The organism is Agrobacterium sp. S7/73, from assembly GCF_019355535.1.
GTDB classification, from domain to species: domain Bacteria; phylum Pseudomonadota; class Alphaproteobacteria; order Rhizobiales; family Rhizobiaceae; genus Agrobacterium; species Agrobacterium tumefaciens.
The window spans coordinates 296978-310275 of the sequence record NZ_CP072137.1 but is presented as its reverse complement, the minus strand read 5'-3'; the positions used below and the strand labels follow the sequence as shown (position 1 = coordinate 310275).

Here is a 13298-nt window from a genome sequence, read left to right as displayed (position 1 = left end):
CTGACTAACGTATCCCGACACTCGATGTCATCCTCGGGCCCGTTCCGGGGATCCAGTCACGTATCTTAAAATGAATAGCTGGCAGATGCTCGCGATAGGCCCGAGCACGACGGAGGAGAAGTTTTTTCCTTCGGTCCTAGGCCCTACGGTCGATTGCGCCGTCTCGCAAATTTTGCCCAGCCGGTAAGCCTTCTCCAGCGTTACCAACGCCCAAATCTCTAATTTCCTTCTATTTTTCCCGAATACGCGGTTCAACAGGGATGTGATCTCCCTGTTTAGGCTGCTTGCGTTCCCCGTTGACAATCGACCGACCGTTTGAAATGGTAAGATGTCAGACCAATTCAAAGGGTAAGTCTTGGATAGATCCAGCCGCGAACTGATGCAGCCTATTCCACCCAGCGACCGTGTGCGCCAGGTCGAGGCGGCACTCTCCGATTACGTCGAGAGGGCGGGACTGAAGGCTGGAGATCGGTTGCCGGCCGAGCGAGAGCTGATGGTGGCGCTGGGTGTCGGCCGTTCCACCATTCGCGAGGTCATCCGTAAGTTTCAGGCGCTGGGCGTTATCGACAGCCGCAAGGGCAGCGGCAATTATCTGCTAAAGCCGATTTCCGCCGCAACCGTGCATATGCCTATCTCCATCGATGCCGAAAGCCTGCGCGATGCGTTGTTGATGACGTTGGAAGTCCGGCGTGGCATCGAGGTTGAGGCCTCGATGGCTGCGGCGCGCCGGCGCACGGTGGAGGATATCGCCACGATGGAAGCGCGGCTCGATGAGATGGAGCGGGTGCATCTGGCTGAAGGCACGTCCGGCAAGGCCGACCTTGCCTTCCACCTCTCCATCTATGACGCCACGCATAATTCGCTGTTCAAGCAACTGCTCGAGCAGATGCGCGAAGGTTTCGAACGTTTCTGGCTGAAGCCTTTCGACCGGCCGGACTTCGCAAGCCGCTCCTTCCCCTTTCACCGCACGCTGTTCAACGCCATCGCCGCCGGCGATGCGGAGACCGCCCGTGAAGAAACACTGAAAATCCTCGCTGTCGTCGAGGAGGATATCAAGGACATGTCGAAATGAACCAAGGCAACGATCTCTTCGATCCCGCCTCTCTGATCGTCGCCCATGACGAGACCCACGCTTTCGAAGCTGTGGTCCCGCCGCTTGTGCAGACTTCGCTTTTCACCTTTTCCAGCTACGACGAAATGGTTTCCACCTATCGCGGCGAAAAGGTGCGGCCGGTCTATACGCGAGGGCTCAACCCGACCGTCAGGATGTTTGAGGAAATGCTGGCAAAGCTTGAGGGCGCGGAAGATGCGCTTGGCTTCGCCAGCGGCATGTCGGCCATTTCCTCCACCGTTCTCTCCTTCGTTTCGCCGGGTGACCGCATCGTCGCGGTGCGCCATGTCTATCCCGATGCGTTTCGCCTGTTTGGCACCTTCATGAAGCGCATGAATGTCGAGGTGGTCTATGTCGACGGCCGCGACGAGGCGGCGGTTGAAAAGGCTATGCCCGGCGCGAAGCTCTTCTACATGGAAAGCCCGACCAGCTGGGTGATGGAGGCCCATGATGTCGGTGCGCTCGCCGCGATCGGCAAGCGCCATGGCGCCGTCACCGTCATCGATAATTCCTGGGCGAGCCCTGTCTTCCAGCAGCCGATCTCGCTCGGTGTCGATCTCGTCGTGCATTCGGCGTCGAAATATCTCGGCGGGCACAGCGATGTGGTCTCCGGCGTGGTTGCCGGTTCAAAGGCAATGATCGACCGCATTCGTGCAGAGACCTATCCCTATCTCGGTGGCAAGATGTCGCCCTTCGATGCGTGGTTGCTGATCCGCGGCTTGCGTACCCTGCCGCTGCGCATGAGGGCGCATCAGGCATCGGCGTTGGATATTGCCAGCCGCCTGCAGGCGCTCGATGTGGTGGAAAAGGTTTGCCATCCGGGATTGGCGAACCGCCTGCCGCCCGGCCTCAACGGTACGTCCGGCCTGTTTTCCTTCATTTTCAAGGAAGGGGTGGATGTGCGCGCTTTTGCCGACCGCCTCAAACTTTTCAAACTGGGTGTTTCCTGGGGTGGGCATGAAAGCCTGATCGTCCCGGGTGAAGTGGTGCTTGAACAGAAGGCGCAGCCAAACTCCGCCCACACGTTCGGCATCAGCGCGCGTTCCGTGCGCCTGCATGTCGGACTGGAGGGCACAGAAGCGCTCTGGAACGATCTCGAACCCGCGATCAAGGCGGCCTCGGCCGTCTGACGCGTCTTAAAACTGACGACAAAAAGGGGAGAACGACATGAAAAAACTGGTAGCAGCAGCAATCTTTACCGCCCTGATGACCGGAACGGCGCTGGCGGATACGACCTTGAAACTGGTCGAGGTCATTACAAGTCCCGAACGGACGGAAACGCTGAAGGGCATCGTCTCGAAGTTCGAAGGCGCCAATCCCGGCACCAAGGTGGAGATCATCTCGCTGCCCTGGAGCGAGGCCTTCCAGAAATTCGCCACGATGGTCTCCGCCGGCGATGTGCCTGATGTCATGGAAATGCCCGACACTTGGCTTTCGCTTTATGCCAATAACGGCATGCTCGAAAGTCTCGAACCCTACCTCGCCAAATGGGAATACACCAAGGGTCTGAGTGAACGCACGCTGGAACTCGGCCGTGACGTGAAGAACACGGCCTATATGCTTCCCTACGGCTTTTATCTCCGGGCCATGTTCTACAACAAGAAACTGCTGGAACAGGCTGGCGTGAAGGAGCCGCCGAAGACGCTCGACGAATTCGCCGATGCCTCCAAGAAGGTCGCAGCACTTCCCGGCAAATACGGTTATTGCCTGCGTGGCGGGCCGGGCGGACTTAACGGCTGGGTCATGTTCGGTGCGTCCATGGCGGGATCGAACGAGTTCTTCACCAAGGACGGCACCTCCACCTTTGACAGCCCTGGCTGGGTGAAGGGCCTGACCTATGTGATCGATCTCTACAAGAACGGGTTGGCGCCGAAAGACAGCGTCAACTGGGGCTTCAACGAGATCGTCGCGGGCTTTTATTCCGGCACCTGCGCCTTCCTCGATCAGGATCCGGACGCCCTTATCGCCATTGCCCAGCGCATGAAGCCGGAAGATTTCGGCGTCATGACCATGCCGAAGGGACCTGACGGCAAGACCTTCCCGACCATCGGTTTCGCCGGCTGGTCGATCATGTCGGCATCCGCCAACAAGGACCTCTCCTGGAAACTGGTCGAGACGCTGGAAGGGCCGGAAGGCAATATCGAGTGGAACAAGAAGACGGGTGCGCTGCCGGTGCACAAGTCGGCGGAGAAGGACCCCTTCTACGCCAGCGAGCAGTTCAAGGGCTGGTTCGACGAACTGGCGGACAAGAACGCCGTGCCGACGAAGATGCCGACCTATCTTGAGGAATTCGCATTCTTCAAGGATTCGCTTGTTATCAAGACATCGCAGGAAGCGCTTCTTGGTGATATCTCACCGGAAGACCTCGCCAAGCAATGGGCTGACTATATGACGAAGGCGCAGCAGAAGTTCCTCGCCTCCAAATAAACCACACGGTTGGCCGCGCGAGGTTTGAACCCGCGCGGCCGTTCTTGCGGGCTGTCACCAACGGCAGGCCCCATTTCAAAACGTGCGGACCGGCTGGCCAGAAGCGTTAGAAAAACCTGTCCGCCCCGCCGTCCGATCAGGAGCGATCAATCATGTCCTATGCCCATGGCGCCGGACCCGTGGCCGCGCGCAACCGCGCCGGCAAGCCGGCAATGCAGCGTTTTGCCGACTGGGCCGAACCCTGGCTCTATAGTGCGCCGGTTCTCGTGCTCATTGTTGCCGTCATGCTGGTGCCGCTTGTGCTCGGTCTGTCCTATGCGTTTCGCGACGTGCAGCTGCTCAATCCTTTTTCCGGCGGTTTCGTTGGCTTGAAACATCTGGAGGCACTGTCGCAGGATGCGGCCTTTTACCGGGCGCTGAAAAATACGCTGTGGTGGACGGGGGCTTCGGTATTCCTGCAGTTTTTCTTCGGTCTCATTCTGGCGCTGCTGCTGGACAAGCCGTTCGCGGGCAGGGGGCTGGCCCAGGCGCTGGTGTTTCTTCCATGGGCCGTGCCAACCTTTCTTGCCGGTCTCAACTGGGCGTGGCTGTTCAATCCGGTCATAGGACCGCTGCCGCATTGGATGGTCTCGCTCGGGCTTCTCTCCGCGCCCAACAATATTCTTGCCGATCCGCAGCTTGCAATGTGGGGGCCGATCATCGCCAATGTCTGGTGGGGCATTCCTTTCTTCGCCATCACATTGCTTGCCGCACTTCAGGCGATCCCGCGTGATCTTTACGAGGCCGCTTCCATCGATGGGGCAAACCCGTTGCAGCGCTTCACCTCCATCACCCTCCCATTTCTCGCACCCACCATCGCCATCACCGTTTTGCTGCGCACCGTCTGGATCGCCAATTTTGCCGATCTCATCATCGTCATGACCAATGGCGGACCGGCAGACCGCACCCAGATCGTTGCGAGCTACATCTTCACGCAGGCCTTCCGGCGGCTTGATTTCGGCTATGCCTCGGCCATCGCGCTGGTACTTCTGGTGCTGCTTCTGGCCTATTCCATGCTCATCGTGATCCTGCGTCAACGCCTTATCGAGAAGGACTGACCGATGACATCAAGGATATTCCTCACCCTTGCCCATCGCCTGGCGATCCTCGCCTATATCGTCTTTGCGCTGTTTCCGCTGTTCTGGCTGCTCAAGGTCTCGGTCACGCCGAATGACCTGCTTTATAGCGAAGGCGTGCGAATGTGGCCGTCGCACGCGACACTCGATCATTATCGATATGTCATAGAAAACAGTGCCTTCCCGACATTTTTTAAGAACAGCGTCATCGTTGCCGGCTCCACGGCACTTGCCGTTACGGTGCTCTCGTCACTGTCCGGTTATGCGCTGTCGCGGTTCCGCTTCAAGGGCAAATACTGGATCGTGGCGCTGATGCTGATTACCCAGATGTTTCCGCTGGTCATGCTGGTCGCGCCGATCTTCAAGATGCTGTCGCCGCTCGGCCTCACCAACAGCCTGACGGGTCTCGTCATTGTCTACACAGCCTTCAACGTGCCGTTTGCCACTTTCCTCATGCAGTCATTCTTCGACGGTATTCCGAAGGATCTGGAAGAGGCGGCGATGATCGACGGGGCAAGCCGCTTCACGGCATTCCGCCAGATCATCCTGCCGCTGACATTGCCGGGCATCGCTGCGACGCTGGGCTTCGTCTTCACCGCCGCGTGGAGCGAGTTGCTGTTTGCGCTGATGCTGATTTCGGGCAACCAGAGCGCCACATTCCCGGTCGGGCTGTTGACCTTCGTTTCAAAATTTTCCGTCGATTTCGGGCAGATGATGGCGGCGGGTGTTCTGGCGCTCATTCCGGCCTGTCTCTTCTTCCTGCTCATTCAACGTTATCTCGTGCAGGGCCTGACGGCCGGCGCGGTGAAAGGATAATCCCATGGCTTCCATCGAGCTGAAGAATGTCGGCAAGACCTATGGCGACCTTGCGGTCCTGCACGGGGTCGATCTGAAGATCGAGGACGGCGAATTCATCGTCCTCGTCGGCCCTTCCGGCTGCGGAAAATCGACACTGCTGCGAATGATCGCCGGTCTGGAGGAGATTTCAGCGGGCGAATTGACCATCGACGGTGAGCGCGTCAACGACCGCAAGCCGAAGGACCGGGATATCGCCATGGTGTTCCAGTCCTATGCGCTTTATCCGCATATGAGCGTCGCCGACAATATGAGCTACAGCCTGCGCCTGCGCCGCAGCACCAAGGAAACAATCGCGGCGGCCGTGGCCGGTGCTTCGGCGAAACTCGGTCTCGATCCCTATCTGGCACGCCGTCCGAAGGCGCTTTCCGGCGGCCAGCGCCAGCGCGTCGCTATGGGCCGGGCCATCGTGCGCCAGCCTAAGGCCTTTCTGTTCGATGAGCCACTCTCCAACCTCGATGCACGGCTTCGCGAGCAGATGCGGGCCGAAATCAAGCGCATGCATGCTGATCTCGGCGCTACCTCGGTTTATGTCACCCATGACCAGATCGAGGCGATGACGCTTGCATCCCGTATCGTCGCGATGAATGCCGGCCATGTGCAGCAGATCGGCGCACCGCTCGATCTCTACGATCGCCCAGCCAATCTGTTCGTCGCTGGTTTTATCGGTTCGCCGGGCATGAATTTTCTGGAAGGACGGCTCGGGCGGGAGAATGGCGGTAGTTTCGTCGTGCTCGGCGATGGCACACGCCTCGAACTCGGCCGCGACGTGAAGCTTGCAGATGGTGAGCCGGTCACACTTGGTATCCGGCCGGAACATGTCACCGTCTCGCCTGCGGATGGTGCTGTCGAGGCGACCGTCGATCTCGTCGAGCCGACGGGTCTCGGCATCATCCTGCACCTGACCGTGCATGGATTGCCCTTCAAGCTGTTTTCGTCTGATCGGGCGCTGTTGCAGCCGGGCAAGTCCCTGCGGGTCGGTTTCCCGCAGGAACGGCTTCATGTTTTTGACCGAAACGGTGTCAGGATCGACGAGGCCTGAACTTAAGGCGTCATATCGCGATGCCCTTGTCATCGAACCTGTGGATTTTGGCATCATCTGGTGTGATGAAGACGGTATCGCCGTGTTTGCATTCGAATTCACCGTCGGTTCTGGCGGTGATGGGGCCGATGCCGGGGACGTCGAGGTGGAGGAAGGTGTCGGAGCCGAGATGCTCGGCAACCGTGACCTTGCCCTGCCACAGCCCGGTTTCTTTCGACAGCGTCAGGTGCTCGGGCCGCACGCCGGCGGTGGTCGCACCCTTTTGCCGGGCGTAATCGCCGGTCACCAGGTTCATGCGCGGCGAGCCGATGAAGCCGGCGACGAAGAGGTTGGCGGGCGAGCGGTAAAGCTCCATCGGCGAGCCGACCTGCTCGATATTGCCGCGGTTGAGGACCACGATCTTGTCGGCCATGGTCATGGCTTCCACCTGGTCGTGGGTGACGTAGATCATCGTCGTCTTCAGCGTGTTGTGCAGCTCGGAGATTTCCAGCCGCATGGTGCCGCGCAGCGCCGCATCGAGGTTGGAGAGCGGTTCGTCAAACAGGAACGCCTTCGGTTCGCGCACGATGGCGCGGCCGATGGCGACACGCTGGCGCTGGCCGCCGGACAGTTGCGAGGGCCGGCGTTCGAGATAATCGGTGAGGTTGAGGATACGGGCGGCATCGTCGACCTTCTTGTCGATGACGGCCTTGTCGAGCTTGGCCATCTTCAGCGGGAAGGCGATGTTGTTCCTGACGCTCATATGCGGATAAAGCGCATAGGACTGGAACACCATGGCAAGGCCGCGCTCGGCCGGGGCCTTTTCGGTGGCATCGTTGCCGTCGATGACTATTCTGCCGCCGGAGACGTCTTCCAGCCCGGCAATCAGGCGCAGCAGCGTTGACTTGCCGCAGCCGGAGGGGCCGACGAAGACGACGAACTCGCCGTCATGGATGTCGAGATCGATCGACGGGATGACTTTTGCCTCGCCGAAGAGCTTGGACACGTTCTGAAGGGAAATGCTGCCCATTATTGTCGTTCCTTATTTCACGGCGCCAAAGGTGAGGCCACGCACGAGTTGTTTCTGCGAGAACCAGCCGATGACGAGAATGGGGGCGATCGCCATCATCGAGGCGGCCGAGAGCTTGGCCCAGAACAGCCCCTGCGGTGAGGAGAAGGAGGCGATGAAGGCCGTCAGCGGTGCCGCATTGGTGGTCGTCAGCCGGATGGTCCAGAAGGATTCGTTCCAGGCAAGAATGACGTTCAGGAGCAGCGTCGAGGCAATGCCCGGAACCGCCATTGGGGTCAGTACATGTACGATCTCGTTCCAGAGCGAGGCACCATCCATGCGGGCTGCTTCAAGGATCTCGCCGGGGATTTCGCGGAAGTAGGTATAAAGCATCCACACCACGATCGGCAGGTTGATGAAGGTGAGCATGACGGTCAGCCCAATGCGGGTATCGAGCAGGCCGGCATTGCGGAAGATCAGGTAGATCGGCACCAGCACCGCCACCCCCGGCATCATCTTGGTGGAGAGCATCCACATCAAAATGTCCTTGGTGCGTTTGGTCGGCGAGAATGCCATGGCCCAGGCGGCGGGAATGGCGATCATGAGCGCGATGATCGTCGAGCCGAGCGACAGCACGACCGAGTTCATGAACGGCTTGAAGTAATCGCGCTGGGTCTGCACGGTGATGTAGTTTTCGAGCGTGCCCGAGGGAATGAGGCTGAAGCCTGCGATCGCCTCCGGCTCGGTCTTGATCGAGGTGAGGAAGGCGTAAAGGATCGGGAAGAACAGCAGCAACGCCACGGCCCATGCCGCGATGGTGAAGCCGATCTTTGCGCGTGTCGTTGTCTTGCGGGCCATGATCGCTTCTCCTTAACGGTCGAGGTTCTTGCCGACGGCGCGCATCAGGAAGATGGCGACGATATTGGCGAGCACGACGGCGATGATGCCACCGGCCGATGCGCCGCCGACGTCGTAGCCCAGAAGCGCCGTGCGATAGATGAGGAAGGCAAGGTTGGTCGAGGCATAGCCGGGGCCGCCATTGGTGGTAACGAGGATTTCCGCGTAAACGCCGAGCAGGAAGATCGTCTGGATGAGGATGACGACGGTGATGGCGCGGGCAAGATGCGGCAGCGTCAGGTAGATGAAGCGGTTGATGAAGTTGGCGCCATCCATCTCGGCCGCTTCCTTCTGCTCGCCATCGAGCGACTGCAGGGCGGTGAGCAGGATCAGCGTGGCAAAGGGCAGCCATTGCCAGGCGACGATGATGATGATGGAGAGCAGCGGAAACTGCGCGAACCAGTCGACCGGCTGCAGGCCGAAGAAGCGCGACAGATCGGCAAGCACGCCGTAACCGGGATGCATGATCATGTTCTTCCACACCAGCGCCGCGACAGGCGGCATGACGAAGAAGGGTGAGATGATCATGATGCGCACGATGCCCTGACCGAAGATGTCCTGGTCAAGCAGAAGCGCAATCGCAATACCGCCGATGACGGTGATCAGAAGCACGCCGCCGACGATGGCAAGCGTGTTGAAGATCGACTGGAAGAAGGCCGGATCGGTATAGAAATACTGGTAATTGAACAGGCCCGCAAAGCTGACATTGGCAGGATTGAGCAGATTGTAGTTCTGGAACGAAAACCACAGCGTCATCGCCAGGGGCACGATCATCCACACCAGCAAAAGCAGCACCGAAGGCGCAAGCATAACCCGCGCCAGACCGCTCGTGTTTCGTGTTGCCATTGGTAGTCCCCTCCATGACCGATACCCGCAACGTCTCCGCCGGGGCATCCGAATTTAACTTGACGATTGTCTTAGCAGCGACCTTCGCCCGTCGCCGCATGGTAGGTTGCTAGCACCTGATCCACCGCGGCGATCAGAACCTCCTCCATATCCTTGCCTGCAACCGTTGCGAGCGGCAGCTCGCCGAGGTATTGGCGCAGCAGGGTTTCGGGAATTGTCTTCCCGTCAAGTGCCCTATGCAAGGCGGAAACGGCTGCGAGCGCCTCGGGCCTTGTCCAGTAATAGCGAATGCGGTCGCTGTAGCTGTAGTGACGCTGCAATCTGAGCGTGATGTCATCACCATGGTAATGACCCTGCCAGTCGCCGGGCGCGCCGAGCATCAGCTGTTCCATGGTCCGCGCCAGCGGCCGGTCGCCATAGTCGCCGACCATCTCGGATGCGATCATATCGAGAGCGTAGAGTGCTTCGCGGTAAGCGAAGGTCAGCCCCGGACCGACTTTCAGGATCGGATATCCATCGCGCACAAGGGCGCCAAGCGCTGCTCTCGTTTGATAATCCGTCGAGTGTGCCTCAAAGACCAGTTGCGGTTCGCCGTCCAGCACGGCGCTGAGCGCCGTGGCCGCATCCGGATTGTAAGCGACGACGTTGTCGCTGCCGAATTCCACGCCGGGCTGCACGACAAAGGCGATGACCCGTTCGAACGCATCGGAAAGACCGTGCTGCGCGAATATCTCACGGTGCAGGTCAATGGTCGTGCGCGCCGCCTGCGGCTCGGTGGGCGCCACCGTGTCGAGTACGTGATCGGCGCCGCCCGGCACCGGCACTTCGGTGCCGAGAATGTAAAGCGGTTTTGGCAGGCCCGACTCGGCGGCTGCTTTTTCGGCGACAGCCGCGAGTCTTGCCGCGCGATTGGCAATGGTCACGTCATCCAGTGCGGCCGGCTCACCGGCGCAGCCCATCGACGCATCCAGATGAATCTTTCGAAAACCGGCTGTGACATAGGCTTCGACCATGGTGGCTGCTTTTGTCAGCGCGTCCTCGGCTTTCTCCTTGCGCCAGGGATTGGGCCCGAGATGATCACCGCCGAAAATCAGGAGCTCGCCGGGCAGTCCTTCTTCCTGCGCAATGCTGTTGACGAAGTTAACGAAGTCGCGCGGCGTCATGCCGGTATAACCGCCGAGATGATTGACCTGGTTGCAGGTGGCCTCGATCAGCACGGCTGTTTGACCGGCAGCAGCGCGGCGGATTGCGGCGCGCAGGACAACGGGGTGGGCAGAGCAGACCGAAGTGATGCCTGCGGGCTTGCCGGCACGGCGCGCGGCGGCGAGGTTTTCCAGAATGGCGGTCATAGGACTTCCTCCGACAATAGCGCGGTCATGAAGGCGTCAAGTTCGGCAAGGCTGGCAGCGCCCTCCATGGGGCCGCGCTTTATGACGTTGTGCGCGCCGGATGCATTGGCATAGGTGAGCGCTCTTTCGGGATGCATGCCGAGGCGGCGGCAGGTGAGATAAGTTGCGCCGAAACAGTCGCCGGCGCCGGTCGGATCGATTTCCGAGACCGTCAGTCCGGGGGCGTCGATGCGTCCATAGGCGCGGCTGAAGTGGCTGGCGCCTTGCGCGCCGCGCTTCAGCACGATCTCGCCGATACCGGAGGCGAGGAGCTTTTCTATCGCTGCGTCCTCGTCATCCAGACCGGAGGCAGCTTGAAGTTCTTCGCCGGAAGGCAGCAGAAGGTCGGTGACATCAAGGAGATCGTCGATCAGCTTGCGGCCCTCGTTACCCTGCACCAGTTCCTTGCGGATGTTCGGATCGAAAGACACCGAGCCGCCGCGCGCCTTGACGCTTTTGATCGCCTCGAGAATGATCTCGCCGATACCGGCAATCGCAAACGCCGATCCCATGACGTGCACATGGCCCGCCTGTTCGATGAGAGCCTGCGCCTTATCAGTCATGTGCGTTTCGCGCGCTGCCGAATGGGTGATGTTGAAAACGAAATCCCGTGCGCCGTTTTCCCTGTAGCGGACAAAAGCGCTGCCGGTCGGCCGGTCTGCAATGGTGGCGATGGCCGATATGTCCACGCCGTCACGGCGCAGCCGCTCGATGTTGAGGTGGCCGAAATCGTCATCGCCAACAGCCGCGATAATGCCGGCGCTGCCGCCGCAACGCGCGACCTGATCGATGAAAATGGCGGGCGCGCCGCTTGGAAAGGGGCCGATCAGCGTTTGCGGCTCGAGAAAGCCGTCTCCCACTGTCGTCGCCATGATTTCCACGAGGATTTCACCCGCCGTAATGGTCGGGCCTTTCGCGTGCGGCGCAAGTGCGGATACCTGCCTCATCGTCTCCTCCATATGCATTCGGCTCCCACCTTTCCGGTGGGTGCAAACCCCCGACGTCACGGCTCTGCTATTTTCCGGATATCAGTTAAAATTTACGCGCGTCAAGATATTTTTTGATGATATTTTTGTTGCAATGCAGCAAGTAAAGCGGGTCATGTAATTATTTTTGATGACATTATCGACTTTAAAACAGCGAGTTATAGCAATATATCCAGGAGTGCTCACGTCACCGTTTATTTTTGGATGTTGACAAATGGCGCGATTTTGCGAGATAAAAATTTACGCATGTATTGTTATGCGTGGACATCCGTAAAGGAGGAGCGGGTCTCATGAGCAAATTCATTGGAATTCTGTCGTCGTCTGTGGTTGGAGCGGGCCTTTTCGTCGGACTTGCGCAGGCGGAAGAAATCAACATCGCCACCGTCAATAATGGCGACATGATCATCATGCAGAAGCTTTCCAGCGCCTGGGAGAAGGAAACAGGAAACAAGATCAACTGGATCGTGCTGGAAGAGAATGTTCTGCGCGAACGCGTCACCACCGATATCGCCACCAATGGCGGCCAGTTCGACATCATGACCATCGGCGGTTACGAAGCGCCGATCTGGGGCAAGCAGGGCTGGCTGGCTCCGGTCGATGATCTCGGCGACGATTACGATTACGCCGATCTGCTCGATCCGATCAAAAAGGGCCTGACGGTGGACGGCAAGCTCTATGCCGTGCCGTTTTATACCGAAAGCTCGTTCACCCTTTACCGCAAGGACCTGTTCGACGCGGCCAGCCTGAAAATGCCTGATAATCCGAGCTACGACCAGATCAAGGACTTCGCGGCCAAGCTGACGGACAAGTCGAAACAGCAATATGGCATTTGCCTGCGCGGCAAGCCGGGCTGGGGCGAGAACATGGCTTTCCTCGGCACCATGATCAATACCTATGGTGGACGCTGGTTCGACATGGACTGGAAGCCGCAGCTGACGAGCGAGCCGTGGAAAAAGGCGATCTCGGATTATGTCGCGCTGATGACCTCCTACGGCCCGCCCGGTGCTGCCACCAACGGATTTAACGAGAACCAGACGCTGTTCGCATCCGGCCATTGCGCCATGTGGATCGACGCCACCTCGGCTGCGGGACGTATCTACGATCCCAAACAGAGCCAGGTTGCCGACAAGACCGCTTTCACCCGTGCTCCGGTAGAGGCAACGCCGAACGGATCGAGCTGGTCGTGGTCATGGAACCTTGCAATTCCGAACACAACGAAGAAGCTCGAAACCGCCAAGTCATTCGTTAAATGGGCGACCTCGAAGAACTATGTGAAGACGGTCGGCGAAAGCGAAGGCTGGGTCGCCGTGCCGCCCGGTACGCGCAAATCCACCTATGAGCTGCCAGAATACAAGAAAGCCGCACCCTTTGCGGATACGGTGCTGAAAGCCATCATGTCCGCCGATCCGTCGAAGCCGACAAAGGATCCGGTCCCCTATACCGGCGTGCAGTTCGTCGCCATACCGGAATTCCAGTCGATCGGCACGGTTGTCGGCCAGCAGATTGCGGCAGCACTCTCCGGCCAGCAGACCGTCGATACGGCACTCGAAGGCGCCCAGAAACAGGTCGAGCGTGACATGACCCGCGCGGGCTACATCAAGTAGCCGCGTCCTCCCGGCGTGCCGCCCGTTCGTCACTTTGGC

General features: G+C 59.4%; 12 protein-coding genes. 7 read left to right on the top strand and 5 right to left on the bottom strand.

The genetic code is table 11. The features are described 5' to 3' along the window. The first annotated feature begins 379 nt into the window (after positions 1-379). From J5276_RS16435 to J5276_RS16410, 6 genes are all read left to right on the top strand, one after another. Positions 380-1072: a FadR/GntR family transcriptional regulator gene (locus tag J5276_RS16435; protein WP_003510624.1), complete on the top strand. Its 693-nt coding sequence runs from the start codon at positions 380-382 to the stop codon at positions 1070-1072. Next, positions 1069-2241: a PLP-dependent transferase gene (locus J5276_RS16430; RefSeq protein WP_003510623.1), complete on the top strand. Its 1173-nt coding sequence runs from the start codon at positions 1069-1071 to the stop codon at positions 2239-2241. Before J5276_RS16435 ends, J5276_RS16430 begins: the two co-directional genes overlap by 4 nt. A gap of 37 nt (positions 2242-2278) precedes the next feature. Next, positions 2279-3538: a sugar ABC transporter substrate-binding protein gene (locus J5276_RS16425; protein WP_174011944.1), complete on the top strand. Its 1260-nt coding sequence runs from the start codon at positions 2279-2281 to the stop codon at positions 3536-3538. Positions 3539-3690: 152 nt separating this feature from the next. Continuing rightward, positions 3691-4635 carry a carbohydrate ABC transporter permease gene (locus J5276_RS16420; RefSeq protein ID WP_174011942.1) on the top strand — a complete coding sequence of 315 codons (945 nt, stop codon included), beginning with the start codon at positions 3691-3693 and terminating at the stop codon, positions 4633-4635. A 3-nt stretch (positions 4636-4638) separates the two neighbouring features. Next, positions 4639-5469: a carbohydrate ABC transporter permease gene (locus J5276_RS16415; RefSeq protein WP_003510396.1), complete on the top strand. Its 831-nt coding sequence runs from the start codon at positions 4639-4641 to the stop codon at positions 5467-5469. A gap of 4 nt (positions 5470-5473) precedes the next feature. Beyond that, positions 5474-6550: an ABC transporter ATP-binding protein gene (locus J5276_RS16410; RefSeq protein ID WP_003510617.1), complete on the top strand. Its 1077-nt coding sequence runs from the start codon at positions 5474-5476 to the stop codon at positions 6548-6550. A 10-nt stretch (positions 6551-6560) separates the two neighbouring features. Here the strand turns inward: J5276_RS16410 and J5276_RS16405 are convergent, their stop codons facing one another. The 5 genes from J5276_RS16405 to J5276_RS16385 form a co-directional block, all read right to left on the bottom strand. Further along, the gene (locus J5276_RS16405; protein ID WP_013761442.1) at positions 6561-7559 is read right to left on the bottom strand and encodes an ABC transporter ATP-binding protein; all 999 of its coding nucleotides are present in this window, start codon (positions 7557-7559) and stop codon (positions 6561-6563) included. 12 nt (positions 7560-7571) lie between these two features. Continuing rightward, the gene (locus tag J5276_RS16400) at positions 7572-8396 is read right to left on the bottom strand and encodes a carbohydrate ABC transporter permease (RefSeq protein ID WP_003510506.1); all 825 of its coding nucleotides are present in this window, start codon (positions 8394-8396) and stop codon (positions 7572-7574) included. A gap of 12 nt (positions 8397-8408) precedes the next feature. Continuing rightward, the gene (locus J5276_RS16395) at positions 8409-9281 is read right to left on the bottom strand and encodes a carbohydrate ABC transporter permease (protein ID WP_013761441.1); all 873 of its coding nucleotides are present in this window, start codon (positions 9279-9281) and stop codon (positions 8409-8411) included. A gap of 71 nt (positions 9282-9352) precedes the next feature. Continuing rightward, positions 9353-10630, bottom strand: coding sequence for a D-tagatose-bisphosphate aldolase, class II, non-catalytic subunit (locus J5276_RS16390; RefSeq protein WP_174011922.1), 1278 nt, complete (start codon positions 10628-10630; stop codon positions 9353-9355). Then, entirely contained in the window at positions 10627-11634 is a 1008-nt protein-coding gene (locus J5276_RS16385) for a sugar kinase (RefSeq protein WP_174011920.1), read from the bottom strand. Before J5276_RS16385 ends, J5276_RS16390 begins: the two co-directional genes overlap by 4 nt. A gap of 311 nt (positions 11635-11945) precedes the next feature. Here J5276_RS16385 and J5276_RS16380 point away from each other — a divergent pair, with 311 nt between their 5' ends. Then, positions 11946-13259 (top strand): sugar ABC transporter substrate-binding protein, encoded by a 1314-nt coding sequence (locus J5276_RS16380; RefSeq protein ID WP_174011917.1) that lies wholly within the window; start codon positions 11946-11948, stop codon positions 13257-13259. The last annotated feature ends 39 nt before the right edge of the window (positions 13260-13298 follow it).